Raw genomic sequence first — 26,756 nt, 5'->3', positions numbered from 1 at the left:
GCAAAGCATCGGCCCTGGTGGGCCGCATTCCACGTAGATGAGCAGGCTGTTTAGAAACGTCGAAGGCGGGCAGTTGTTCCCGCACGGAAGCGTGGTCTGCATCGGCGCATTCGACGGCCTGCACCTGGGCCATCGTGCGTTGGTGCGCCACGCCGTTTCGCGCGCGCGCGCGCTGGGCGTCGCCGCCGTTGCGGTGGCCTTCGAGCCGCTGCCGCGCGAGTACTTCGCCCAGGGCGAGCCGCCGCCGCGATTGACCCTGGCCCGTGACAAGGTCGCGATGCTGCGCGAACTCGGCGTGGATGCGATCGGCCTGCTGCGCTTCGATGCGCGCATGGCCGCGATGCAGGCCGAGGATTTCGTCGAGCAGCTGCTGGTGCACCGGCTGAGCGCGCGCGAGGTGTGGATCGGGCCGGAGTTCTGCTTCGGCAACCGCCGCAAGGGCGATCTGGCCCTGCTGCAGGCGATGGGCCGCGAGCGTGGCTTCAGTGCGGGCGAGATCGAGCCGGTCGACCTGCACGGCGAGCGCATCTCCAGCACCCGCATCCGCCAACTTCTGCGCGCCGGTGATTTCCGTCATGCCGGCGATCTGCTGGGCAGGCCGTATACGATTGGGGGCAGGGTAGTGCGCGGCCGCCAGTTGGGCCGTACGCTGGGCTTCCCGACCGCCAACCTGCGCTTTCCGAAGACGCCGGCGCTGTCGGGGATCTACGCGACCTGGGTCCACGGCGTGTTCGACCAGCCGTGGCCGTCGGTCTCCAGCTTCGGTACGCGTCCCACCGTGGATGGCGTGGAGCCGCTGCTGGAAGCGCACCTGTTTGATTTCCAGGGCGACCTGTACGGCCGCCACATCGATGTCGAGTTCGTCGCCAAGCTGCGCGACGAAGAAAAGTTCCAAGATCTGGCTGCGTTGACCGACCAGATGCACCGTGACGCCGAACAGGCCCGTCACATCCTTTCCGAACACAGATTGCGAGCCACTGCGTGAGCCAGGACTACAAAGCCACCCTTCATCTGCCGGCAACCGAATTCCCGATGCGCGGCGACCTGCCCAAGCGCGAGCCGGGCATTCTGTCGCGCTGGGAGGACGAGGGCCTTTACGCCCGCCTGCGCGACAACGCGCAGGGCCGCCCGCTGTTCGTGCTGCACGACGGCCCGCCCTACGCCAATGGCCAGATCCACCTGGGCCACGCGGTCAACAAGATCCTCAAGGACATCATCGTCAAGTCGCGCTACCTGGCCGGCTTCGATGCGCCCTACGTGCCGGGCTGGGATTGCCACGGCCTGCCGATCGAGATCGCGGTCGAGAAGAAGTGGGGCAAGGTCGGCGTCAAGCTCGATGCGGTCGCGTTCCGCCAGAAGTGCCGCGAGTTCGCCGAAGAGCAGATCGAACTGCAGCGCCGCGACTTCAAGCGCCTGGGCGTGATCGGCGATTGGGACAACCCGTACAAGACGCTGAGCTTCGATTTCGAAGCCAACGAGATCCGTGCGCTTTCCAAGGTGTTCGCCAACGGTCACATCGTGCGCGGCGCCAAGCCGGTGCACTGGTGCTTCGACTGTGGCTCGGCGCTGGCCGAGGCCGAGATCGAATACCAGGACAAGACCTCGCCGGCGATCGACGTGGCCTACGTGTCGCGTGATTCGAAGCAGCTGGCCGAGCGTTTCGGTGTGACGCTGCCGGCCGATGTCGAGGTGGCGGTGCCGATCTGGACCACCACCCCGTGGACGCTGCCGGCCTCGCTGGCGGTGTCGCTCGGTGCGGAGATCGAGTACGTGTTGGCCGAAGGCCCGGCCCACCACGGCAAGCGTCGTTGGCTGGTGCTGGCCGCCGCGCTGGCCGAGCGTTCGCTGCAGCGCTACGGCGTGGACGGCCTGGTCGTGCACGGTCGTGCCACCGGCGCCGCGCTGGAAAACCTGCTGCTGGCCCATCCGTTCTACCCGCAGCGCGACATCCCGCTGCTCAATGGCGCCCACGTCTCCGATGAAGACGGCACCGGTGCGGTGCATACCGCCCCGGGCCACGGCCAGGAAGACTTCGTGGTCAGCCAGCAGTACGGGCTGATGGACAAGTACAACGCCGGCCAGATCAACCCGGTCGACGGCCGTGGCGTGTACCTGTCCTCTACCCCGCCGGCCGGCGACGTCGAACTGGCCGGCGTGCACCTGTGGAAGGCGCAGCCGCTGATCGTCGATGTGCTGCGTGCCTCCGGTGCGCTGCTTGCGTATGTCGAGATCGTGCACAGCTACCCGCACTGCTGGCGCCACAAGACGCCGGTCGTGTTCCGCGCCACCCCGCAGTGGTTCATCTCGATGGACAAGGCCAACCTGCGCAGCGATGCGATGGCCGCGATCGACAGCGTTGGCTGGTTCCCGAGCTGGGGCAAGGCGCGCATCGGCTCGATGGTCGATGGCCGCCCGGACTGGTGCATCAGCCGCCAGCGCACCTGGGGCGTGCCGATCGCGCTGTTCACCCACCGCGAAACCGGTGAGCCGCACCCGCGCACCGTCGAACTGATGCAGCAGGTCGCCGACCGCGTGCAGGCCGACGGCATCGACGTGTGGTACTCGCTGGACAGCGCCGAGCTGCTGGGCGAGGAAGCGCCGCAGTACGAGAAGGTCACCGACATCCTGGATGTCTGGTTCGACTCGGGCGTGACCCATGAAGGCGTGCTGCTGGCGCGTGGCTTCGGCAAGCCGGCCGATCTGTACCTGGAAGGCTCGGACCAGCACCGCGGCTGGTTCCAGTCCTCGCTGCTGACCGGCGTGGCCATCGACAAGCAGGCCCCGTACAAACAGTGCCTCACCCACGGCTTCACCGTGGATGAGAAGGGCCGCAAGATGTCCAAGTCGCTGGGCAACGGCATCGAGCCGCAGGACATCATGAAGACCCTGGGCGCGGACATCCTGCGCCTGTGGATCGCCTCGGCCGATTACAGCAATGAAATGTCGCTGTCGCAGGAAATCCTCAAGCGCAACGCGGATGCCTACCGGCGCCTGCGCAACACCGCGCGCTTCCTGCTCGGCAACCTGGACGGCTTCGATCCGGCCCAGCACCTGGTGGCCCCGGCCGACATGGTCGCGCTGGACCGCTGGATCGTGCATCGCGCCTTCGAGGTGCAGGAGAAGATCAAGGCGGCGTACACCGGCTACAACATGGCCGAGATCGTGCAGCTGCTGCTGAACTTCTGCAGCGTGGATCTGGGCTCGGTGTATCTGGATGTGACCAAGGACCGCCTGTACACCATGCCGGTGGACTCGCGCGGCCGCCGCTCGGCGCAGACCGCGATGTACCACATCGCCGAAGCGTTCACGCGCTGGATCGCGCCGATCCTGAGCTTCACCGCCGATGAGCTGTGGGGCTACCTGCCGGGCGAGCGCAAGGAGAACGTGCTGTTTGCCACGTGGTACGAGGGCCTGGCCCCGCTACCGGCCGATGCACCGCTCAACGCCGCCGACTTCGATCAGCTGCTGGCCCTGCGCGAGCAGGTCGCCAAGGTGCTCGAGCCGATGCGCGCCAACGGTGCGATCGGTGCGGCGCTGGAAGCGGAGATCACCGTTGCCGCCGATGCCGAGACCGCCGCGCGCTGGCAGCCGCTGGCCGAGGAGCTGCGCTTCCTGCTGATCAGCGGTGACGTGCAGGTGCGCCCGGCGACCACCGACGAGGTGTTCGTCAGCGCCCAGCCGACCGGCAAGCAGAAGTGCGTGCGCTGCTGGCATTACCGCGCCGATGTCGGCTCGGTCGCTGCGCACCCGGAACTGTGCGGCCGCTGCGTGACCAACATCGACGGTGCCGGCGAAGACCGGCGGTGGTTCTGATGGCCGCCGCCCGTCCGCGTCCGAACGCGCTGATCTGGCTGCTGCTGTCGGCGGTGATCATCATCGCCGACCAGTGGAGCAAGGCCTGGGTGCTGTCCAGCCTGCCCGAGTACGAGCCGGTGGTGGTCATCGAGGGCTTCTGGAACTGGTACCGCACCTACAACACCGGTGCGGCATTCAGCTTCCTGAGCGATGCCGGTGGCTGGCAGCTGTGGTTCTTCACCGCGCTGGCGGTGGGCATCAGCGGCCTGATGGCCTACTGGATGTGGGGCACCGCGCGCGGTGCCTGGCGCAGCGCCGTGCCTTACGCGCTGGTGATCGGCGGGGCGATCGGCAACGTGATCGACCGGCTGATGCACGGTCACGTGGTCGACTTCATCCAGTGGCATATCGGTGACCATTACTGGCCCTCGTTCAACATCGCCGACTCGGCGATCGTGGTCGGCGCGGTGGGTATCGCCCTGTTCGGCCTGTTCGACGGCAAGGCTGCCAAAAAAGCGGGATAATTCCCTCCTGTATCCGTAACAACCCGGCTCACGCCGGCCGGAGTATCTGACCGATGGATGTGTTGCTCGCCAATCCGCGTGGTTTCTGTGCCGGTGTCGATCGTGCGATCGAGATCGTCAAGCGCGCGATCGAGACCCTGGGTGCGCCGATCTACGTGCGCCACGAGGTCGTGCACAACCGGTTCGTGGTGGATGACCTCAAGGCCCGAGGCGCGATCTTCGTCGAAGAACTCGACGAAGTGCCGGACGACAACACGGTGATCTTCAGCGCCCATGGCGTGTCCCAGGCCGTGCGCCAGGAAGCCGACCGCCGTGGCCTGAAGGTGTTCGACGCGACCTGCCCGCTGGTCACCAAGGTGCACCTGGAAGTGGCCCGCCACTGCCGCGCCGGCCGCGACGTGGTGCTGATCGGCCACGCCGGGCACCCGGAAGTGGAAGGCACGATGGGCCAGTGGAGCCGCGAGCGCGGCACCGGCCAGATCTACCTGGTTGAGGATGTGGAAGATGTCGCCACGCTGGTCATCGACCAGCCGGATAACTTCGCCTACACCACCCAGACCACGCTCTCGGTGGATGACACGCGCAGCATCATCGACGCGCTGCGCACCCGCTTCCCGGCGATGCAGGGCCCGAAGAACGACGACATCTGCTACGCCACGCAGAACCGCCAGGACGCCGTACGCGATCTGGCCAAACGGTGCGATCTGGTGCTGGTGGTCGGCTCGCCGAACAGCTCCAACTCCAACCGCCTGAGTGAACTGGCACGCCGTGATGGCGTGGAGTCCTACCTGATCGACGGTGCCGACGAGATCGACCCGGCGTGGGTGGCCGGCAAGAAGCACATCGGCCTGACCGCAGGCGCCTCGGCACCGCAGGTGCTGGTGGACGGGGTGATCGCGCGCCTGAAGGAACTCGGTGCCACCGGTGTGGGCGAGCTGGAGGGCGAGCCCGAATCGATGGTGTTCGCGTTGCCGAAGGAACTGCGGCTGCGCTTGGTCGACTGATCGCAGCATTCCGCCACACATGCCATGGCGCTGCCCCGGTAGTGCCGGCCGCTGGCCGGCAGCGCACCCCGGTTGGCCCTGATCCTGTCCGGCAGACAGAACGTCACTGCGCGCCGCTGTGCCAATCATGGCCGCAACGCGACGCATGACCTTTGGCCATGGGGTAGGGAGCAGGCGGAGGGCTAGGATCAAGAGCTTCCCCTGCCGGAGCCTGCCTGATGAAGATGCGTGCCATTGCCCTGTCCGTGCTGCTGGCCGTGTCCGCCACCGGCGTGCAGGCGCAGACACCGCCGCCGCAGGACGTGGCCTTCCCGGGTCTGCTGCGCATCGACGTGGACGCGCGCGATATCGGGCGACGCATCTTCAAGGTCAAGGCCACGGTGCCGGCCAAGCCCGGCCCGCTGACTCTGCTGTACCCGCAGTGGCTGCCCGGGGCGCATTCGCCGAGTGGCCCGATCGACAAGCTCGCCGGCCTGGTCGTCACCGCCAACGGCACGCCGCTGCAGTGGACGCGCGATCCGTACGACGTCTATGCCTTCACCGTGCAGGTGCCGCAGGGCGCCAGCGAAGTGGTGGCCGAGTTCAAGTTCCTCTCTTCGCAGGGCACCCAGGGCCGCGTGGTGATGACGCCGGACATGCTCAACCTGCAGTGGAATGCCAATTCGCTGTACCCGGCCGGGGTGATCACCCGCAACATCCAGGCGCAGGCCACCGTCACGCTGCCGCCGGGCTGGTCGTACGCCACCGCGCTGGATACCGAGCGCCGCGAGGGTGACACCGTGGTGTTCAAGCCGATCAGCTACGACCACCTGGTCGACTCGCCGCTGTTCGCCGGCCGCCACTTCCAACGCTTTGATCTGGACCCGGGCGCGAAGGTGCCGGTGCACCTGAATGTCTTCGCCGATGAGGCCAAATCGCTGACCGCCAAGCCAGAGCAGATTCAAGCGCATCGCGCGCTGGTGCAGCAGATGTACAAGCTCTACGGCGCACGCCATTTCGACCGCTACGAGTTCCTGCTGGCGTTGACCGACAAGCTCGGCGGCATCGGCCTGGAGCACCAGCGCTCCAGCGAGAACAGCGGCGACACCGGCTACTTCACTGAGTGGGACAAGACCTGGCTGGGCCGTGATCTGCTGCCGCACGAGTTCAATCACTCCTGGAACGGCAAGTACCGTCGTGGCGCCGATCTGACCACGGCCAACTTCAACGTGCCGATGGGCGACAGCCTGCTGTGGCTGTACGAAGGCCAGACCCAGTTCTGGGGCCAAGTGCTGGCCGCGCGCTCCGGCCTGTGGAGCCCGCAGCAGACACGCGACGTGCTGGCCAATGTGGCGGGCACTTACGACCGCGGTCGCCCCGGCCTGGCCTGGCGCAACCTGCAGGACACCACCAACGACCCGACCATCGCCCAGCGCCGCGCGCTGGCGTTCCGCAACTATCAGATGAGCGAGGACTACTACTCCGGCGGCCAGATGGTGTGGCTGGACGTGGAGGGCAAGCTGCGCGCGCTGACCGGCAACAAGCGCGGCCTGGATGATTTCGCCAAGGCGTTCTTCGGCATGAACGACGGTGACTGGAACGTCCATCCGTACACCTTCGACGAGGTGGTGAGCACGCTCAACGGCGTGGCGCCGTTCGACTGGGCCAGCTTCCTGCGCGAACGCCTGGACGGGCACGGTCCGCTCACAGGGGGCTTGGAAGCGGCTGGCTGGAAACTGGTGTACACCGATACACCGAACGAAGCGTTCAAGGCGCAGGAGACGCGCGGCAAGAACAGCAACCTGCTGTACTCCATCGGCCTGTCCGTCAGCGAATCCGGCTACATCGGCGATGTGTTGTGGGACAGCCCGGCCTTCAATGCCGGCCTGATTCCCGGCATGAGCGTGGTCGCGCTCAATGGCCGGGTGTTCAAGGCCGAGCAGTTGAAGGAGGCGATCACCGCCGCCAAGACCGACAAGGCGCCGCTGACCCTGCTGGTGAAGAGCTTCGATCGCATCGATACGGTGACGCTGGATTACCACGATGGGCTGAAGTACCCGTCGCTGCAGCGCATCGCGGGCAAGCCGGATCGGCTGGCGGAGTTGTGGAAGGCGCGGTGATGCCGTGTCCTCGCCCGAGGCAGCGAGGATTCATGGTGGATGCGTTATCAAACGCGCTGGACTGGATGCGAAGGTGGCACGGACGCTCATGCTTGGAAAACACGGGAAGGCACTAGTGGCAGTGGTGCTCGTCGCTGCGGCCGGCATCTTCGTAGGAGCGTTGGCACTTCGGAGTCAGGACAGCGTTCCGGCTGGCCAACACGTGCGGAGCACTACCGGTGATGCTGCCTCTCCGGTGGCGCTCAGTGGGATGCGCGTGCCGGCCTCGGTCACTGCGCCACCGCCGGCACCGGGCACGTTCCGTTCGTTGGGGTCCAAAGCCTACGAGCTGTCGCGCCAAGGCTCGAGCCGTCCACCCGGCGATGCGCTGGCCTACGTCCAGCAGTTGCTGCCGCGCTCGAAGGCTGGCGACGGTACCGCCAGCTACGAAATCTATCTGACCGTGCTTGAGTGCCGCACGTTCACCTCCGGCCGGGTGGATCAACTCGCGCAGTCCGCGGCACTGGTGGGTGCAGAGAAGGCATTCTTGGAGCGCTCCGAGCGTCTGCTTCGCGAGTGCAGCGCGCTGGTGCTTGATCGCGATCTGTATCCCGGCAACTGGCTCGAAACGGCGGCGCTGCAGGGCTCTGTCGAGGGTCAACTGGACTATGCACGCTCCCCCAAGGATGTGCTGGGCACCTACGCGGATATCCTGGCGGACCCGGAGCGGGCCGTGGCGTGGAAGCACACCGCAGGGCAATACCTGGCAACGCTGGCCCGCAGCGGCAGCATCGATGCGGTCGCCAAGTTGGCCCAGGATTACGAACACGGCGGCATCGTGCCGCGCGATCCGGTGGCCGCCTACGCCTACAACCTGGCCTTGCAGCAGGTGAATCCCAACTACGTCTCTCCGCTGGTCATGCAATCGCTGGATGCCGAATTGAGCGCAGACCAGCGGGCACGCGCACGGCTGCTGGCCAACACCGTCCACGGGGCATGTTGCGTGCCATAGCGCGCATCACGTTCGCGCGGCGCGGTTGGTGGATCAGTCTGCGGCGTCCACATCCTGGGCACTCTCACACGCACGCTTCGGCGCACACAGGCGATCCAGCAGCGCCAACGTGACCCCGTTGCTCCAGCCGAAGCCATCCTGCAGCGGGTACTCGCCACCGCCGCCGCCTGTAGCCGAACCGTCCACCACGTACTTCTCCACCAGCTTGCCCTCGCGGTCGTACACCGTCTGCACAGTGCGCAGGAAGCGCGTGCCGATCCGGCGGGCGAGGGTGTCCTGCCCATAGCGCTGCAGCCCGTCCACCGCGACCCACTGCAACGGTGCCCAGCCATTCGGGGCATCCCATTGCTGGCCGGTCGTCACGGTGGTGCTCAGCAGCCCGCCATCGCGCAGCAACTGAGCCTGGACGGCCTCCGCGGTACGGCGTGCCTGCGTGCGGTCAGCAACGTCCAGCCACAAGGGGAACAACGCCGCCGCGGTCAGGGCGGGGCGGGTCTGGCCACGCTCCAGATCGCGATCCACGTACCAGCCTTGCTGGTCATCCCAGAGCCGTTGGTTGATGGCGTGTTGGCGTGCCTTCGCCCGCTGGGTAAAGGTGCGTGCAGCGGTGCGATCACCGGCCGCCTTGCTGGCGCGGGCCACGGTCATCTCGAGATGGAACAGCAGGCTGTTCAGATCCACCGGCACGATCGCCGTCGTGTGGATGCTCGCCAGTGCAGACGGCTCGGCGAGCCAACGTGAGCTGAAATCCCAGCCCGATTCCGCACCGGCGCGCAGGTCGCGATACACCTGCGAGGGCGAGCGCTGCGGCGCCTGGGCTGCGGTGGCCAGATCATCCATCCAGGACTCGGTGCGTGGCACCGCGCGGTCGTCCCAATAGCGGTTGAGCAGTTGCCCGTCCGCCAGTCGCACGACGCGTTCTCGCGCCTCGCCCGGCGCCAGCGCTTCCGCGCCGCGCATCCAGAATGCATGCTCGATGCGTAACTGTGGCAGGTAACGGCGGTAGGCCTCGTCGCCCTCATGCGTAGCGAGCAGATCCACCATCAGGCTGAAGAACGGCGGCTGCGAGCGGCTGAGGTAGTAGCTGCGGTTGCCGTTGGGGATATGGCCGTAGCTGTCGAGTTGCCATGCGAAGTTGTCCACCATGTCGCGCACCTGCTGCCAGCGGCCACTGGAGGCCAGCCCGAGCAGGGTGAAATAGCTGTCCCAGTAGTACACCTCCCGGAAGCGCCCGCCGGGCACGACGTAGGGCTTGGGCAGCGGCAGCAGCGAGCCGTTCGGATCCACCGTGTCGGTGGTGCGGGTCAGCACGGGCCACAGCCCCTCGATGTGCGCGCGCAGGGTTTCGCCGGTGGGTGGCACGTAGGGCTGGGTGTCACCAGGCACTGCGAAGTGCTCGGCTACGAAGGCTGCCAGGTCGAATCCGGGCTCAGTCCTGGCGCGCTGCCACTGGGTGAGGAGGGCCGCGCTGGGCTGGTGGGGCACTGCATCAGCGAAGGTCTTTTGATCCTTGAACAGGTGCGCCCCCTGGACCTGCTGGAACAGCGGCTGCCACTGCTGGTCCGGCGTCTGCGGCATCGGCGCCGTGCCTTGTGCCAGCGCGGGGGCACTGAACAGCAGGGATGACAGCAGCAGACCGGCCAAGCGGGGACAGGGGCGCATGGGATGCCTCCGGAGGTGGGGGATTCACTGTAGAGGCTGGTGCGTCAAGGGCTGGTGCGGCAGGAGCACGTCTTGCCGGGCCATTGGGCGCGCGGGCCGTCCCACGGTGAGGTGCTTCCCTGATTGACCAAACCGGTCCGCACCCCCTAGAATTCACGACCTCGCCGGAATAGCTCAGTTGGTAGAGCGGCGCATTCGTAATGCGTAGGTCGTAGGTTCGATTCCTATTTCCGGCACCAGATACAGCAAAAAGCCCCGGCCTTGGTCGGGGCTTTTTGTTTGTGGCGAAGTGGCCAGTCACCTCACTCCGCACCACTCCCCACGGGATGCGAAGACCGCCGCCGGAACTTCCGCGACAGCCAATCCCCCGCATCATCCACCACGGTGAAGGCCGCGGGAATCACGATCAGGCTCAGCAGCGTGGAGGTGATCAAGCCGCCGATCACGGCGATCGCCATCGGCGCACGGAAGCTTGAATCCCCGGCAAAGCCCAGCGCGATCGGCATCATGCCCGCGCCCATCGCCAGGGTGGTCATGATGATCGGCTGTGCACGCTTGCGGCAGGCATCGATCAGCGCGTCATGTTGGCTCATGCCGTGCTCGTCTTCGGCCATCACCGCGTAATCCACCAGCAGGATGGAGTTCTTGGTGGCGATGCCGATCAGCATCAGCAGGCCGATCAGCGCCGGCAGCGAGAGCATGTTCTGGGTGATCAGCAGGGCGCCGAACGCACCGCCGGCGGATAGTGGCACCGCCGCGAGGATGGTGACCGGCATCAGCGCGTGGTTGAACAGCAGCAACAGCACCATGTAGATGCAGATCAACCCGGCCGCCATCGCCAGCATGAAGCCGATGAACAGCTCGACGAACACTTCCGCATCGCCGGTGTTGAGGAAGGTCACGCCCGGCGGCAGCTGTTTGACGCCCGGCAGCGCCTGCACTTCGGTCATCACATCGCCGAGCGGGCGATCGTTGAGTTCGGCGGTGAGGGTCACGTTGCGCTGGCGCTGGTAGCGCGAGATCTGCGAGGGACCGCTGCCTTGCTGGATGTCCGCCACCGCCGCCAGCGGCACCGGGCCATTGCGGCCGGGCACGCGCAGTTGGCTGATCAAACCCGGATTGGCCAGGGTGGCTTCGGCAAAGCCGACCCGGATCGGTACCTGCCGGTCGGGCAGGTTGAGCTTGGCCAGGCGCTGCTCGTAATCGCCAGCCGTGGCGATGCGGGCGGCCTCGGCGATATCGGCGGTCGCGACGCCCAGGTCCGCGGCGCGGGCGGGGTTCGGCACGATCTGGAGTTCCGGGCGCAGCAGCGAGGCGGTGGAGGTGACGCTGCCCAGCCCCTGGATGCCGCGCAGGTCGCGTTCCAGTGCGGTGGCGGCATCCTGCAGGCGCTGCGGGTCGTCGCCGGAGAGCACCAGCTGCAGCAGGTTGCCGGGCTCGGAGCTGACATAGCTGACGCGCACGCCGGGCAGATCAGCCAAGCGCTCACGCGCCTCACGTTCCAGCACGCGCTGGTCGCGGTCGCGTCCGTCGGCGCTGCCCCAGTCGAGCACCAGGGTCGCCTTGCGCGGCTCACCGACGCCGGTCGCACCCGGATCGCCCAGGTCGAGCACGCTGCCGACCGCGGTATAGACCTGTTTGAGTTCGGGCATGTCCTTGAGCAGCCCGCGCGCGTGTTCGGCGACGGCCACGGTCTCCTGCAGGCGGGTGCCCGGCGGCAGTTCGAGATTGAGGTTGCTGCGGCCCAGATCGGACTGCGGGATGAAGGTGGCCGGGATGAACGGCACCAGCGCCAGCGACGCGACGAACAACCCGGTGGCCAGCCACAGGGTGCGGCCGCGATAGCGCAGTGCGGCGTCCACCCAGCCCAGGTACCACGTCATCAGCCTGGATTCCGGCTTCTCCTCGCCATGCGGCTTGAGCAGGTAGGCGGCCATCATCGGGGTGAGCAGGCGGGCGACCAGCAGCGAGAACAGCACGGCGGTGGCGGCGGTCCAGCCGAATTCGCGGAAGAACTTGCCGGCAATGCCGGGCATGAAGGCGACCGGCACGAACACTGCCGCGAGGGTCAGCGAGGTGGCGATCACCGCGTTGCCGATCTCGCCGGCGGCCTCGCGTGCGGCTTCCAACGGCGGCTTGCCCATGCGCAGGTGGCGCACGATGTTCTCGATCTCCACGATCGCATCGTCCACCAGGATGCCGACCACTACGGAGAGCGCCAGCAACGTGATGATGTTGAGGGTGAAGCCGAAGAAGTACATCACCGCGAACGTCGGGATGATCGACAGCGGCAGCGCCAGCGCCGACACCCAGGTCGCGCGCCAGTCGCGCAGGAACAGCCACACCACCAGCAGTGCCAGCAGCGCGCCTTCCCAGAGCATGGTCATCGAGGAATCGTAGGAGCGGTGGGTCTCGTCGATCGCCGTGGTGACCAAGCGGAAGTCGATGCCCGGATGCTCGGCCTTGATCTTGTCCAGCGCGTCATGCACGCCGGCCTCCACCTTGACCTCGCTGGAGCCGCGGGTGCGCGACATCGAGAAGGCCACCACGCCCTTGCCATCCAGCAGGGCGGCCTCGGTCGGGTCGGCAGCGCCGTCGGTCACCGTGGCCAGCGTGGAGAGTCGCACCGCGCGGCCATCGGGCAGGGCGATGGAGTAGTCGCGCAGTGCCTGTGCGTCACCGACGGTACCCAGCGTGCGGATGGTCTGCTGCGCGCCTTCGACCTCGGTCTTGCCGCCGGCACGCTCGACCTGGATGCGGGCCAGCTGCTGCGATACATCGCCGGCGGTGATGCCCATCGCGATCAGCGCATTGGGATCCAGGTCCACCCGCACCTGGCGCTGCACGCCGCCCACGCGGGTGACGCGCGCCACACCAGGCACGCCGTACATCGCACGCGAGATGTCACGGTCGACGAACCAGCTCGCCTCATCGGTGGTCATGTGTGGGGCGACCAGCGCATAGGTCATCAGCGAGCCGCCGATATCGACCTTGGAGATCACCGGTTCCTGGATGTCCTGCGGCAGGTCGGTACGGATGCGGGTGACCGCGTCGCGGGTGTCATCCAGCGCGGTGGCCAGATCGGCCTCGAGCTGGAATTCGATGGTGGTGGTGCTGACGCCCTCGCTGACCGAGGACATCACGCGCTTGACGTTATTGACCGTCGCCACCGAGTCCTCGACCTTGCGGGTCACCTCGGCCTCCAGCTGGCTGGGCGAGGCACCCGGCTGGGTGACGGTAACGGTGGTCATCGGGAAGGCGATGTCGGGGAAACGCGCTACCGGCAGCTGATGGAAGCCCCACAGGCCGGCCACGCACAGCACGAAGAAGATCAGCAGCGCGGGCAGGGGGCGGTTGATTGCCCAGGCGGAGATGTTCATCGGGCGGCGGCCTTGGCATCGGCCACCACGCGCACGCGATCGCCCTCACCGAGGAAGCCTGCGCCATCCACCACCACCTGATCGCCCGCCTTCAATCCTTCAAGGATCGCGGTACGGCCCTTGACGGCCTGGCCGGTGCTGACGCGGTGGCGGGTGGCCTGCTGTTTGTCGTTCACGGTAAACACGTAGTTGTGGCCATCGCGCTGCACGATGGCTGCGGTCGGGATGGTCAGCACCTGGCCGTCGCCGGTGACGATGCGGCCATCCACATAAATGCCCTGCTTGAGCGGGCCGGGCGTGGGCAGGTCGGCGTAGATGGTGCCGGTGCGGGTCTGCCCATCGACACCCGGGGTGACCGCGCGGATGCGGCCGCTGACCACCTGGCCGCCGTACGGCAGCTCCACGGTGTTGCCGACGGCGACATCGGCCAGCTGGTTCTCCGGCAGCTCCGCACGCCACTCCAGGCGGCCGTCGCGGATCAGGCGCAGCAGCTCGGTACCGGCGGAGACCACCTGGCCCGGCTGCACCAAGCGTTTGGAGATCAGGCCGTCGGCCGGTGCGCGCAGGTCGGCGAAATCGCGGCGCAGCTTCGCCGCGTCGCGCGCGGCGCGTGCGGTGGCGGTCTGCGCTTCGGCGTTGATGCGCGAGGCGCGCAGCTCATCCAGGCTGCTTTCACTGATCAGCTGCTGGGCGGCCAGCTTGGCGCTGCGCTCGTAGTTCATGCGGGCCAGTTCCTGCGAGGCCTGCGCCTGCCGCAACGAGGCATCGGCCTGCGCCAGCTCGCTGTCCAGGGTGCGATGGTCGACCTGCAGCAGCACCTGGCCCTGCTTGACCCATTGCCCCACATCCACCAGCAACGCGGTCACGCGCTGGCCGCTGATCTCCACGCCAAGCTGCATTTCTTCATAGGCGGTGACCGGCCCGGAAACCAGCACCGTGCGGGCCATGGTCTGCTGCTGCGCGGGCGCCAGCGACACCGGCAGCGCCGAGCTGGCAGCGGCGGCGTCGGCCGAAGCCTTGTCGTCCTTGCCACCACACGCGGACAGCAGCGCAGCGATCAGGATCAGGGAGAAACTGCGGAAGGAGGGTGCACGCATTGAGGGGCTTTCCGGGTCGGAACAGCGGGAAAAAGAAGGAGGGGGGGGAATCAGGCGTCGCGGGACAGATGCAGCTCGATGCCATCCAGCATCAGGCCCAGCCCCTGCTCGAAGCGCGCGTCGAAATCGACTTCGCTCCACACGTCACGGGCTTGCCAGCAATGGGGGAAACGCGCCTCGGCCAGTGCCATGAAGGCCTCACCGAGCGCCTCCATGCTGCCGTCACCGGGCCAGGATTGTTCTTCGATGACGAAGCCCATCGTGTAGTACACCAGGTCCATCGCCGCGGTCGCGGCGAAACGTGCCGAGGCGCCCGCACCGATCAGCGCGGCGATGCTCGCCTCACCCACCCGCAGCACGTTTTCGGTGGCCAGGAAGGTGCCGGCATACACCCGCGCACCGTCTCGGCGCGCTTTGAATGCCAAGCGGAACTCACGCCCGATCTGCAGCAAGGTCTGCCGCCACGGCTGTCCCGCGGGAAACGCACGGGCGACATCGCAGATCATGGCATCGGCCATGGCGTCGATCAGCGCCTGCTTGCTCTTGAAGTGCCAGTACAGCGACGGCGCGCGGATGCCCAACGAGCAGGCCACCTTGCGCAGCGTGATGCCTTCCAGGCCATCCTCGTCGAGGATCCGGAAGGCTGCCTCGACGATGTTCTCCCGCGCGATGGGTTGACGCACTGTGGGGTGGCCTAACGATGTTAGGTGGCGAATCTAACAGTGTTAGGCTGGCGTGGACAAGTGCCGCCGGGCCGGCTCAAGGGTCGACCGGCTCCGCATGCAGCGCCGCCATCCGGACCCGGTTCCGGCCGCTGCTCTTGGCCTCATACAGCGCCTCATCCGCCCGGGCGATCAGGTCTTCCAGCAGTCTCTGGTCGCCACCCGGCAGCGCCTCGCCGATCGCCCCGCCGACGCTGACGGAGACGGAGATCCGGTCGCCGCCCACCAGGATGGGGTCGGCCGCCACCGCGCTGCGCAGTCGCTCGGCGGCGGCAGGGATCTCGTCCACGGCGGACGCGGCCAGCAGGGCAATGAACTCCTCGCCGCCAAAGCGGGCAAACAGGTCGCGCTGGCGAAGGGCGTCCCGGCAGCGCCTGGCCACGACCTTGAGGACTTCATCGCCGGCGGGATGGCCGTAGGTATCGTTGATCTTCTTGAAGTGATCCACGTCCACCATGAGTACCGCCACGGCGCGGCCGTTCGCTTCGCGGGCGGCGATGATCTGTGCCGAGCATTCCTCGAAGTGCCGTCGATTGGGAACACCGGTCAAGGGATCGGAGGAGGCAAGGCGGCGCAGCTCGGCGGCCATCAGCAGATCGGCGGTGACGTCGGTGAACAGCCAGATGCGCCCGTGTGCCCCGTTGCCGCGCACCGGGTGGGTATCCACCTCGAACGTCCGTTCGCCCAGTGTCCAGTTCAGCGTCGCGGCGAACTGATCGTTGTTCATCTGGGCGCTGTAGGCCAGCTCCAGTTCGGTGTGGTTGTCGCAGCGCTGGCGCAGGGCGCGCATCGGGCCGGTGAGATCCGCGGCGCGGTGATTGCCGGCGGTGCAGCCAAGCAATGCCGCGGCATGCTCGTTGACCGCAGCACCGACACCGTCGCCGTCGATCAGGACGATCCCGGCGGGCACGCTGTCGAACAGATCAAGGAACTGATTGCGCACGATGAGCTGCCGGGCGGCCTCGCGGCGTGCGGATAACAGGCGTGCCACGCTCTTTGCCAGCAGGCTCATCTGCCCGGTCAGCCCGACCGGCGCCGGTTGGTTTCGCCAGAGCAGCAGCAGACCGCTGAGCGGCGCACCGTGCGAGGGGGCCGGGACGTAGAGCAGACGGGCGGGGAGGCCCTCCAGCGCATGGATCACCGCGGTTGGCAGCCGGAACCCCGCCGCGTCGACGGCGTCACCGGTCCAGGCGTGCTCGAACAGGCCGCTGCGCGCCAGGTTGAAGCTCGATGAGGGCAATGCCGGGGCGGCGGCGGCCCAGGTCGCCCTGCCGCCGTCTTCCACCTCCATCGCCATGACCAGGTCGGCGTGGGAGGCGAGGCGGGCAAACTGGCACAGCGCGGCCAGCGCTTCACTGTCGGACGAGGTCACAGCTTCGTTGCGCCCAAGCGCCGTTCCAGGATGTCCATGACGTCATCCGGCGCGGTCATGTGCGGCAGATGACCGGAGGCATCGATCACATCGAGCGTAGCGCCGTCGATCGCGTTGGCCAGCCATTCGCCGACCGCGACCGGCACGGCGATGTCGTGCGCGGTCTGGATGAGGTGCACCGGCGTGGAAACCCGCGCAGCCAGGCTGCGCAGATCGGAGGTGAAGATCGTGCGCGAGGTGTTGAGCGCGATATCCGGGCGCATCTGGAACAGCGTGTTGGAGAAGTCGGCGACAACCGCGCTGTCCTCCACGCCTACGACCATCGGGGCGAAGCCGGCGATCCAGGCCTGGTAGTTGGCGCGCATGCTCTCGAACAGTTGCTCCAGGTCCTGCGGCTTGAAGCCGCCGGTGTAGCCCGCGTCGTCGAGATAACGCGGCGACGCACCGATGATGACCAGACGCTCGAACAGCTCCGGCCGAGCAACGGCGGCGGCCGCGCCGATCATTCCGCTCATCGAGTGGCCGATGTATGTGCAGTTGTGCACGTCCAGCTCGTCCAGGATGTCGAGCAGATCGTCGGCATAGCCGAACAGCGAGCCGTGCCGTTCGAAATCGTAGGTCTGCGCACCTTTCGGACCGCAGCCGGCAAGATCGAAGGAGATCACATCAAAGCGTGCTTCAAACCAAGGGCGCAGTGCGTTCCATGCGGTCTGATCGGTACCAAAGCCGTGTGACAGGATGGCGACTGATTTGCCCGCACCGCTACGGCGCCCGTTGAACCGCTCGAAACTTTCCACGCACATCCACCCATGGCGTCCTGCAAGGGCCGAATACTAGGTCACGCACGCCTGTGGGTCCAACGCGCGAACAGGGCGCGCCGGCCCATCGGCGTGGCGGTCCAGTGGAGAAGGCGGGCAGTCAGGGACACGGCAGGCTCCCGGCAGTCGGCCGGAGTGTACTGCGGTATCGTCAGGCTCGAACTCCCGGGGATCACCCTCATGAAGATCGCAGTATTCAGCGCCCGCCCGTACGACCAGCATTTTCTTGATGAGGCCAACCAGCGCCGCGGGGCAGGGCAGCTGTTCGAGTTTCTGTACTTCGATGCCGCGCTGGATCTGCATACCGCGGCGCTGGCGCAGGATTGCGAGGCGGTCTGTGTGTTCGTGAATGACCGGCTGGATGCCCCGGTACTGCAGGCGCTGCAGGCCTTGGGCGTGCGCGCGGTACTGCTGCGCTGTGCAGGCTTCAACAATGTCGACCTGGCGGCGGCGGGGCAGCTGGGCCTGTTCGTGGCCCGCGTGCCCGCGTACTCGCCGGAGGCCGTGGCCGAACATGCGCTGGCGCTGGTGATGACGCTCAACCGCCGGACCCACCGCGCCTACAACCGCGTGCGCGAAGGCAACTTCATGCTCGATGGCCTGCTGGGCCGCACGCTGCATGGCAAAACGGTGGGCATCGTCGGCGCCGGGCAGATCGGCCTGGCCACGGCCCGCATCTTCAAGGGCATGGGCTGCACCGTGCTGGGCCACGATCCGTATCCGTCGGCGGTGTTCGCCGCGATCGGCACGTCGGTCGCGCTGGACGAGCTGCTCGCCCGCTCGGATGTCGTCTCGCTGCACTGCCCGCTGACGCCGGAGACCCACCACCTGATCGACGATGCCTCACTTGCCGGGATGAAGCCCGGGGCGATGCTGGTCAATACCTCGCGCGGTGGGCTGGTGGATACCCATGCAGTGATCCGCGCGCTGAAGTCACGGCGGCTGGGGCATCTGGCCATCGATGTGTACGAGCAGGAGAGCGGGCTGTTCTTCCAGGACCGGTCCGGCGACATCATCGACGATGATGCGTTCCAGCGGCTGATGACCTTCCCCAATGTGCTGGTGACCGGGCACCAGGGCTTCTTCACGGTGGAGGCGCTGCAGGAGATATCGGAGATCACGCTGCGCAACCTGGCGGACTTCGTCGCCGGGGCGCCCTGCCCGAATCAGGTGCTGGCCGCCTGAGCGGCGCTGCCGGTGACGCCGGGCGCCGGGGCGTGTACCGTGGCCACCCGCTGGCGCCCTGCGGATGACTCGTTCATGTCTATACATGGGCCGGAATGTTGCCGAATCGGGTCATTGCCCGGCACTGCGACAACGTGTCGCAGCCTAAAACAGGCCTTTCCTGCGCTGGATCATTGTCAATGCCTTTCTTAAATGATGCATGACGGCCTAAAATTAGAAGGCTGACATGATCGTCCTCCGTGCCTGTCCCCTTGGACCGGCACCACCGGCTTTGGCTGGGACGGAGGCGGGCTTGAACTGGCATTCCCTACGCAATTGGATCGACCGATGATTCCGTTGAACCCCCTTGGACGCTTCCTGCGTCCGGGCCTGCTGTTTGCGTTGTCCGTGTTCCTCACGGGCTGCAACTCGGCCATTCTCAACCCCAAGGGCCAGATCGGCCACGACGAGAAGACCCTGCTCATCACGGCGACCGTGCTGATGCTGCTGGTTGTCGTGCCGGTCATCATCATGACCCTCACCTTCGCGTGGAAGTACCGTGCGACCAACACCAAGGCCCGTTATGAGCCGAAGTGGTCGCATTCCACGGCCATCGAAGTGGTGGTCTGGTCGATCCCGTGCATGATCGTGCTGGTGCTGGCCGTGCTGACCTGGCGTTCCTCGCACGCGCTGGATCCGTACCGTCCGCTGGACTCGGACAAGAAGCCGGTGGTGATCGAAGCCATCTCGCTGGACTGGAAGTGGCTCTTCATCTATCCCGAAGAGAACATCGCCACCGTCAACGAGATCACCTTCCCGGTCGATACTCCGCTGAACTTCAAGATCACGTCCGATTCGGTGATGAATGCGTTCTTCATCCCGCACCTGGGCAGCATGATCTACTCGATGACGGCCATGGAGACCAAACTCCACCTGATCGCCAACGAGACCGGCGAGTTCCCGGGCATGTCCTCGCACTACAGCGGCGCGGGCTTCAGCAAGATGCATTTCTCCGCGCACTCGGTGACCGAGGCGGAGTACCAGCAGTGGCTGACCAAGGTACGTGCCGAACGCGCGACCCTGGACAAGAACGCCTTCGCTGCGCTGGTCGCCGAGAAGAACCACGACTGGCACCCGGTGACCTACTTCGGCACCGCCGAGACCGGCCTGTTCGACTGGGTGATCGCCAAGCACATGGGCGACAACCAGCACTACGGCATGAAGCACGACCACAAGGCGATGAAGCATGACGGTGCCCAGGGCGAAAGCCATGAAGGCCACGACATGCAGGCCATGAGCGGCGCCCAGGACGAAGCCGTCAAGCTGCCGGTCCATGCCGACCAGCCCGCTGCCGCGGACGCCGCACACACTTCAGACGAGCACGCCGCAGCCGGTCACGCCGGTCACGGCGGCTCGGGAGAATGACCATGAATCCGTTGGGTAAACTGACCTTTGCCGACATCCCACACGATCCGATCGTCATCACCACGCTGATCGGCGCGGGGATCGGTGGCCTGCTCGTGCTGGCGCTGATCACCAAGTTCAAGCTGTGGGGCTATCTCTGGAAAGAGTGGTTCACGTCCGTCGACCACAAGAAGATCGGCGTGATGTACCTCGTCGTCGCCTTCGTCATGCTGCTGCGCGGCTTCGCCGACGCCATCATGATGCGTGTGCAGCAGGCCATGGCTGCCGGCGGCAACGAGGGCATCCTGCCGCCCCATCACTACGACCAGATCTTCACCGCCCATGGCGTGATCATGATCTTCTTCGTGGCGATGCCGCTGATCACCGGCCTGATGAACGTTGTCGTGCCGCTGCAGATCGGCGCACGCGACGTCGCCTTCCCGTTCGTCAACTCGCTCAGCTTCTGGCTGTTCGTAGCGGGCGCGGGCCTGGTGATGATCTCGCTGGGTGTCGGTGAGTTCGCGCAGACCGGCTGGCTGGCCTTCCCGCCGTTGTCAGGCAAGGAATACAGCCCAGGGGTAGGTGTCGATTACTACATCTGGGGCCTGCAGGTGGCAGGCCTGGGTACCACGCTGAGCGGCATCAACTTCTTCATCACCATCTTGAAGATGCGTACCCCCGGCATGAAGCTGATGCAGATGCCGGTGTTCACCTGGACCGCGCTGGTCACCAACGTGCTGATCATCGCCGCCTTCCCGGTGCTGACCATCACCCTGGTGCTGCTGACCCTGGACCGTTACCTGGGCACGCACTTCTTCACCAATGATGGTGGCGGCAACGCCATGCTGTACATCAACCTGATCTGGATCTGGGGTCACCCGGAAGTCTATATCCTGGTCCTGCCGGCCTTTGGCGTGTTCTCCGAGGTCATCGCGACCTTCTCGCGCAAGGCGCTGTTCGGCTACAAGGGCATGGTCTACGCCACCGCCTGCATCGGCGTGCTGTCGTTCATCGTGTGGCTGCACCACTTCTTCACCATGGGCTCGGGTGCCAACGTCAATGCCTTCTTCGGCATCACGACGATGATCATCTCGATCCCGACCGGCGTGAAGATCTTCAACTGGCTGTTCACCATGTTCCGCGGTCGCGTGCAGTTCACGACCCCGGTGCTGTGGACGATCGGCTTCATGGTCACCTTCACCATCGGCGGCATGACCGGCGTGATGCTGGCGATCCCGGCCATCGATTTCGTGCTGCACAACAGCCTGTTCCTGATCGCCCACTTCCACAACGTCATCATCGGCGGCGTGGTGTTCGGCATGTTCGCCGGCATCACCTACTGGTGGCCGAAGATGTTCGGCTTCCGCCTCAATGAAACCTGGGGCAAGCGCGCGTTCTGGTGCTGGTTCATCGGCTTCTATGTCGCGTTCATGCCGCTGTACATCCTGGGCTTCATGGGCATGACCCGCCGCATGCAGAGCTACCCGAACCTGGAATACCAGCCGCTGCTGATCATCGCCATGTGCGGTGCCTTCATCATCGGCGCCGGCATCCTGTGCCAGGTGATCCAGATCGCCGTGTCGATCCGCGACCGCAAGAAGACCGCCGACCTGACCGGCGATCCGTGGGATGCCCGTACGCTGGAGTGGGAAACCTCTTCGCCGCCGTCGTTCTACAACTTCGGCTCGCTGCCGCGCGTCAACGAACTGGACGAGTTCTGGGAGCGCAAGCAGCGTGGTGAGGCGTGGGAACGTCCGGCCAAGTACACCGACATCCACATGCCGCGCAACACCGGCACCGGTGTGGTGATCGGCGCCTTCAGCCTGGTGTTCGGCTTTGCGATGATCTGGCACATCTGGTGGCTGGCCATCGTGGGCCTGGTCGGCATGATCGGCACCTTCATCTGGCGCACCTTCGACAAGGACGTGGATTACTACGTGCCGGCCGCGGAAGTGGAGCGGATCGAAAATGAGCACCGTCGCCACCTGGTGGCGCAGGGCCTGGTGAAATCGGAGCTGAAGGCATGAGCACCACTATCCCCAACACCATGAACCCTGGGCACGCCGCGCACGCGGCGGCCCACGGCCATGACGACCACGAGCACCACGACACCGGCGGCAATACCGTCTTCGGTTTCTGGGTGTACCTGATGAGCGATTGCCTCATCTTCGCCACCCTGTTTGCGACCTACATCGTGCTGTCCGGCGGCACCAACGGTGGCCCCGGCCCGAAGGACCTGTTCGAACTGTCCTTCGTCGCCTGGGAAACCACGCTGCTGCTGGTCTCCTCGCTGACCTTCGGCCTGGGCATGATCGCCATGCACAAGCAGAAGGTGGGCCAGATGTACGCATGGCTTGCACTGACCTGGCTGCTGGGCTTCGGCTTCATGTGCATGGAAGTGTGGGAGTTCAACCACCTGATCCATCAGGGCTACGGTCCGGACCACAGTGCGTTCCTGTCGGCGTTCTTCGCGCTGGTGGGTACCCACGGCCTGCACGTGACCGCGGGTCTGCTGTGGCTGCTGATCATGTTCATCCAGATCAAGCAGAACGGCCTGACCCAGACCAACAAGACCCGCATGGCGTGCCTGAGCCTGTTCTGGCACTTCCTGGATCTGATCTGGATCGGCGTGTTCTCCGTCGTCTATCTGAATGGAGCGCTGTAATGGCCGCACATGACAATCACGCACACGATCATGGCCACGGTGCCGCCGGCGAAAGCCACGGCAGCGTCAAGTCCTACCTGATCGGCTTCCTGCTGGCCGCGGTGCTGACCATCATCCCGTTCTGGGCGGTCATGCATGGCGACCTGCCGCGCTTCACCACCGGCGTCATCATCGTCGTTGCAGCAGTGCTGCAGATCCTGGTTCACCTGGTGTTCTTCCTGCACCTGGACCGCTCCTCGGAACAGCGCTGGAACGTCAGCGCGGCGGCCTTCACCGTCGTGGTGATCGGCATCATCGTTGCCGGTTCGCTGTGGGTCATGCACAACATGAACGTGCACATGATGCACTGACGTCTTCGCGACGTTGCCACACGCAGAAAGGCCGCCCTCGGGCGGCCTTTCTGTTTGGTTCGCCCTCGCATCCGTATGAGAAGCCGAGTCCCGCGTTACGCCGCCTTCGCCAGCCGCATGAACTCGGCCGCATCCACCGGCCGCCCGAGGTGATACCCCTGCAGCTGATCGCAGCCCATGTCGCTCAGGTATTGGCGTTGGCCAGCCGTCTCTACGCCTTCGGCGACGATCTGCAGCTGCAGCGAACGGCCCAGCGCGATGATCGAAGAGACGATGGCCGCATCTTCGGCGTTGTCCTCCAGATCACGTACGAAGGCGCGGTCGATCTTCAGCTCGGTAGCCGGCATGCGCTTGAGGTAGAGCAGGCTGGAGTAGCCGGTGCCAAAATCATCGATGGAGATGTTCACCCCCATTGCAGTCAGCCCGTGCAGGATCTGCAGGCTGGCATCGACGTCCTTCATCGCCGTGGTTTCGGTCACTTCCAGCGTGAGGCGTTTCGGGTCCAGGCCATGGCGATCCAGGGTGCGGCCAACCGTATCGAGCAGCGTGCTGGAACCGAACTGCAACGGCGACAGATTCACCGCCATGGTCCAGTCGGGATGGCCGGCGTCGTGCCACTGGCGCAGCTGGTGGCAGGCGTGGTCGAGCACCCACTCGCCCAGAGCCAGGATCAGCCCGCTGCGCTCGGCGATGGGGATGAAGGCGTCGGGCGAGAGCAGCCCCAGCTCGGGATGCTGCCAGCGCACCAGCGCTTCGGCGCCGATCAGTGATTCACCATTGGCCTGGAACTTGGGCTGGTAGTGCAGCACCAGCTCATTGCGGCTGACCGCTTTGCGCAGTTCCTGCAGCAGTTTGAGCTGGCGGTTCGCGCTCACGTTGAGCGACTGGGTGAAGAACGTATAGCCGTTCCGTCCCGAATCCTTGGTGTGGTACATCGCGGCATCGGCGTGGGCCATCAGGTCGCGCTCGGTGGTGGCATCGGCCGGGTACAACGCGATGCCCAGGCTGGCGCTGACCTGCAGTTCCAGTGCATCGATCTCGAACGGCTCGGCCACGCAGGCGATGATCCGTTCGGCGACAACCGCGGCGTCTTCGGGGTCGTCGATCTGGAAAACGATGACGAACTCATCGCCGCCCAGCCGGGCGAAGGTGTCCTGCGCGCGCAGCAGCGCCGACACGCGTTCACTGACCTGGATCAGGAGCTTGTCGCCGAGTTGATGGCCGTAGGCGTCGTTGATCGTCTTGAAACCATCGAGGTCGCAGAACATCACCGCGAAGCTGAACTGTCGACGGCGTGCTTTCTCGATGGCCTGCTCGATGCGGTCCTGCAGCAGCATGCGGTTGGGCAGCTGGGTCAGTGGGTCGTGCAGGGCTGCCTGCAGCAGCTTTTCATTGGCCTGCGCCAGTGAGTCGGCCAGCAGGCCGGTACGGGTGCGCATCTGCCGATCGAACACCGAGGAAATCAGTGCGATGCCGAGGGTGCCCAGGGTGGTGACGATCACCAGCACGGCCAGCCATTTGGCATCGATGCCTTCGCCGAACGCCGCACCGCAGACCGCGCCCTCGGGGAAGTTGGCCGCGGCCATGCCGGTGTAGTGCATGCCGACGATCGCCAGGCCCATCACCAGCGAGGCCATCCCGCGCAGCAGGAAGGGGCGCCGCTGCTCCAGGCGCAGCCGGAAGGCGATCCACAGCGCCGCGCCGGCCGCGCCGATGGCGATCAGGACCGAGGCGGCGAACCAGGCTGGGTTGTAGTCGATGCCCGGCTGCATCTGCAGGGCGCTCATGCCCAGGTAATGCATGGTGGCGATGCCCAGCCCCATCAGTACCGCGCCGGCGCACAGGCGCGACCAGGGCAGCTCCGCGCGCGAGACCAGCCATAGCGCATAGGCCGAGGCACCGACCGAGACCGCCAGCGAGTACAGGGTGATCGCCAGGTCATAGCCGACCGGGATCGGCAGATGGAAGGCCAGCATGCCGATGAAATGCATGGACCACACGCCCAGGCCCATCGCGGTGGCGCCGCCGGCAAGCCACCAGCGGGCGACCCGCCCTTGGGTACTGGCCAGTCGGCCGGCCATGTCCAGCGCGGTGTAGGAGGCGAGGATGGCAACCAGCAGCGAGAACACGACAAGACTCTGGCTGTAGGTGCCGGTCATGGAGAAGCCTGGAAAGTTGAAGGAAAGGCGGTGGCCCGCCGGAGTATCGGCACTGCGGCCGGATTCTTGAGGGGGCTGGGAGGCACGGCGTCTCGGTTGCTGCGACGCGGCTCGGCTATCCTGCCCCATCGATTCTGAAGCGGAAGTTGACATGGCCAAGCGACTCACCGCTTACGTCTGCAGTGAATGTGGCGCCGAATACAGCAAGTGGCAGGGCCAGTGCACCGAGTGCGGGGTCTGGAACACGCTCAGCGAGATCACGCTGGAAAGCGCCACGCCTGCCAAGTCCTCGCCGGCGTCGCGCCGTTCCGGCTGGGCCGGCAAGGTGGATGCGCCGAAAATCATGGCGCTCAAGGACGTACAGCAGACCGAGCACCTGCGGGTGAGCACCGGCATCGGCGAGTTCGACCGCGTGCTCGGCGGTGGTCTGGTCGAAGGTGCGGTGGTGCTGGTCGGTGGCGATCCCGGCATCGGCAAGTCCACTCTTCTTCTGCAGGCCGTAGCGAAGATGGCCGCCAGCCTGCCGGTGCTGTACATCACCGGTGAGGAATCGCTCTCGCAGGTGGCTGGCCGCGCCGTGCGGCTGGATCTGCCGCTGGACAACGTCAACGCGTTGGCCGAAACCCAGGTCGAGGCGATCCTGCAGCATGCCAGCGTGGCCAAGCCGCGGCTGATCGTGGCTGACTCCGTGCAGACGCTGTGGACCGAATCGCTGACCGCCGCGCCCGGCTCGGTCAGCCAGGTGCGTGAGAGCGCCGCACGGCTGGTGCGCTTTGCCAAGGAAACCGGCACCGCCGTGTTCCTGGTCGGCCACGTCACCAAGGAGGGCGGCATTGCCGGCCCGCGCGTGCTCGAGCACATGGTCGACGCGGTGCTGTACTTCGAAGGTGAGAGCGGCAGCCGATTCCGCCTGCTGCGGGCGTTCAAGAACCGCTTCGGCGCGGTCAACGAGCTGGGCGTGTTCGCCATGGGTGAGAAGGGCCTGAAAGAGGTCTCCAATCCTTCGGCGATCTTCCTCTCCGGCGGCAGCACCCAGCAGCCGGGCAGCTGCGTGATGGTGACCCGCGAGGGCACGCGCCCGCTGCTGGTGGAAGTGCAGGCACTGGTGGACGCTTCTCCGCTGTCCAACCCGCGCCGGGTGGCGGTGGGTCTGGAGCAGAATCGCCTGGCGATGCTGCTGGCAGTGCTGCACCGTCATGGCGGCGTGCTGGTGGGCGATCAGGACGTGTTCGTCAACGTGGTGGGCGGCATCCGCGTGCAGGAGACCGCCGCCGATCTGCCGGTGCTGCTGGCGGTGCTGTCCTCCCTGCAGGACCGGCCGCTGGCCGAGAAGACGATCGCCTTCGGCGAGGTGGGCCTGTCCGGCGAGATCCGCCCCGTGCCCAACGGTGAAGACCGCCTGCGCGAAGCAGCGACGCATGGCTTCAAGCGCGCGATCGTGCCAAAGGCGAATGCACCGAAGACGGGCAGCGTGAAGGGCATGGAGGTGATCGCGGTGGAGCGGTTGTCGGAGGCGATCGACGCGCTGTGACCGGGGCCGGGCCGAGGCG

The 26,756-nt window shown here is 66.1% G+C and carries 19 protein-coding genes and 1 tRNA gene; 13 read left to right on the top strand and 7 right to left on the bottom strand.

The window, feature by feature from the left end; genetic code table 11:
- Positions 1-37: 37 nt before the first annotated feature.
- The 6 genes from K4043_RS11320 (at position 38) to K4043_RS11295 (ending at position 8,413) form a co-directional block, all read left to right on the top strand.
- Positions 38-985, top strand: coding sequence for a bifunctional riboflavin kinase/FAD synthetase (locus tag K4043_RS11320; protein WP_123728667.1), 948 nt, complete (start codon positions 38-40; stop codon positions 983-985).
- Positions 982-3,813 carry an isoleucine--tRNA ligase gene (gene ileS, locus K4043_RS11315; RefSeq protein ID WP_265309400.1) on the top strand — a complete coding sequence of 944 codons (2,832 nt, stop codon included), beginning with the start codon at positions 982-984 and terminating at the stop codon, positions 3,811-3,813. The genes K4043_RS11320 and ileS overlap by 4 nt, the downstream gene beginning before the upstream one ends.
- The gene (gene lspA, locus K4043_RS11310; protein ID WP_265309399.1) at positions 3,813-4,319 is read left to right on the top strand and encodes a signal peptidase II; all 507 of its coding nucleotides are present in this window, start codon (positions 3,813-3,815) and stop codon (positions 4,317-4,319) included. The genes ileS and lspA overlap by 1 nt, the downstream gene beginning before the upstream one ends.
- A 53-nt stretch (positions 4,320-4,372) precedes the next feature.
- Positions 4,373-5,323, top strand: a complete 951-nt coding sequence (gene ispH / locus K4043_RS11305) for a 4-hydroxy-3-methylbut-2-enyl diphosphate reductase (protein WP_265309398.1) — start codon at positions 4,373-4,375, stop codon at positions 5,321-5,323.
- A gap of 218 nt (positions 5,324-5,541) precedes the next feature.
- A complete protein-coding gene (locus K4043_RS11300) occupies positions 5,542-7,422 on the top strand; it encodes a peptidase M61 (RefSeq protein WP_265309397.1) in 1,881 nt (626 codons plus the stop codon).
- Positions 7,423-7,672: 250 nt separating this feature from the next.
- Entirely contained in the window at positions 7,673-8,413 is a 741-nt protein-coding gene (locus tag K4043_RS11295; RefSeq protein WP_265309396.1) for a hypothetical protein, read from the top strand.
- 33 nt (positions 8,414-8,446) lie between these two features.
- On the opposite strand, the gene treA is transcribed toward K4043_RS11295, so the two are convergent.
- Positions 8,447-10,075 (bottom strand): alpha,alpha-trehalase TreA, encoded by a 1,629-nt coding sequence (gene treA, locus K4043_RS11290; RefSeq protein ID WP_265309395.1) that lies wholly within the window; start codon positions 10,073-10,075, stop codon positions 8,447-8,449.
- A gap of 163 nt (positions 10,076-10,238) precedes the next feature.
- On the opposite strand from treA, the gene K4043_RS11285 reads away from it, so the two are divergent.
- A tRNA-Thr gene (locus K4043_RS11285) sits at positions 10,239-10,314 on the top strand.
- A gap of 63 nt (positions 10,315-10,377) precedes the next feature.
- Here K4043_RS11285 and K4043_RS11280 read toward each other — a convergent pair.
- The 5 genes from K4043_RS11280 to K4043_RS11260 all read right to left on the bottom strand — a co-directional run bounded on the left by K4043_RS11280 (position 10,378) and on the right by K4043_RS11260 (position 17,449).
- Positions 10,378-13,455, bottom strand: coding sequence for an efflux RND transporter permease subunit (locus tag K4043_RS11280; RefSeq protein ID WP_265309394.1), 3,078 nt, complete (start codon positions 13,453-13,455; stop codon positions 10,378-10,380).
- Positions 13,452-14,552, bottom strand: coding sequence for an efflux RND transporter periplasmic adaptor subunit (locus K4043_RS11275; protein WP_265309393.1), 1,101 nt, complete (start codon positions 14,550-14,552; stop codon positions 13,452-13,454). Before K4043_RS11275 ends, K4043_RS11280 begins: the two co-directional genes overlap by 4 nt.
- A gap of 50 nt (positions 14,553-14,602) precedes the next feature.
- Positions 14,603-15,235: a TetR/AcrR family transcriptional regulator C-terminal domain-containing protein gene (locus K4043_RS11270; RefSeq protein ID WP_123728675.1), complete on the bottom strand. Its 633-nt coding sequence runs from the start codon at positions 15,233-15,235 to the stop codon at positions 14,603-14,605.
- A gap of 76 nt (positions 15,236-15,311) precedes the next feature.
- Complete coding sequence (locus K4043_RS11265) at positions 15,312-16,646, bottom strand: sensor domain-containing diguanylate cyclase (protein WP_265309392.1); 1,335 nt, start codon at positions 16,644-16,646, stop codon at positions 15,312-15,314.
- Complete coding sequence (locus K4043_RS11260; protein ID WP_265309391.1) at positions 16,643-17,449, bottom strand: alpha/beta hydrolase; 807 nt, start codon at positions 17,447-17,449, stop codon at positions 16,643-16,645. Before K4043_RS11260 ends, K4043_RS11265 begins: the two co-directional genes overlap by 4 nt.
- A 195-nt stretch (positions 17,450-17,644) precedes the next feature.
- Here K4043_RS11260 and K4043_RS11255 point away from each other — a divergent pair, with 195 nt between their 5' ends.
- The 5 genes from K4043_RS11255 (at position 17,645) to cyoD (ending at position 23,047) form a co-directional block, all read left to right on the top strand.
- Positions 17,645-18,649 (top strand): 2-hydroxyacid dehydrogenase, encoded by a 1,005-nt coding sequence (locus K4043_RS11255; RefSeq protein WP_265309390.1) that lies wholly within the window; start codon positions 17,645-17,647, stop codon positions 18,647-18,649.
- 327 nt (positions 18,650-18,976) lie between these two features.
- A complete protein-coding gene (gene cyoA, locus K4043_RS11250) occupies positions 18,977-20,053 on the top strand; it encodes a ubiquinol oxidase subunit II (protein ID WP_123728679.1) in 1,077 nt (358 codons plus the stop codon).
- 2 nt (positions 20,054-20,055) lie between these two features.
- Positions 20,056-22,059: a cytochrome o ubiquinol oxidase subunit I gene (cyoB, locus tag K4043_RS11245; protein WP_123728680.1), complete on the top strand. Its 2,004-nt coding sequence runs from the start codon at positions 20,056-20,058 to the stop codon at positions 22,057-22,059.
- Entirely contained in the window at positions 22,056-22,697 is a 642-nt protein-coding gene (cyoC, locus tag K4043_RS11240; RefSeq protein WP_184997032.1) for a cytochrome o ubiquinol oxidase subunit III, read from the top strand. The genes cyoB and cyoC overlap by 4 nt, the downstream gene beginning before the upstream one ends.
- The gene (gene cyoD / locus K4043_RS11235) at positions 22,697-23,047 is read left to right on the top strand and encodes a cytochrome o ubiquinol oxidase subunit IV (RefSeq protein WP_019184497.1); all 351 of its coding nucleotides are present in this window, start codon (positions 22,697-22,699) and stop codon (positions 23,045-23,047) included. The genes cyoC and cyoD overlap by 1 nt, the downstream gene beginning before the upstream one ends.
- Before the next feature lie 95 nt (positions 23,048-23,142).
- On the opposite strand, the gene K4043_RS11230 is transcribed toward cyoD, so the two are convergent.
- Complete coding sequence (locus K4043_RS11230) at positions 23,143-25,206, bottom strand: bifunctional diguanylate cyclase/phosphodiesterase (protein WP_265309389.1); 2,064 nt, start codon at positions 25,204-25,206, stop codon at positions 23,143-23,145.
- A gap of 151 nt (positions 25,207-25,357) precedes the next feature.
- On the opposite strand from K4043_RS11230, the gene radA reads away from it, so the two are divergent.
- Positions 25,358-26,737: a DNA repair protein RadA gene (gene radA / locus K4043_RS11225; RefSeq protein ID WP_088432155.1), complete on the top strand. Its 1,380-nt coding sequence runs from the start codon at positions 25,358-25,360 to the stop codon at positions 26,735-26,737.
- Positions 26,738-26,756 lie beyond the last annotated feature (19 nt).

This window comes from Stenotrophomonas sp. SRS1, assembly GCF_026130205.1.
Lineage (GTDB): Bacteria > Pseudomonadota > Gammaproteobacteria > Xanthomonadales > Xanthomonadaceae > Stenotrophomonas > Stenotrophomonas rhizophila_B.
Note: the sequence above shows the minus strand (reverse complement) of the source record. Positions and strands in the feature narration are given on the sequence as shown.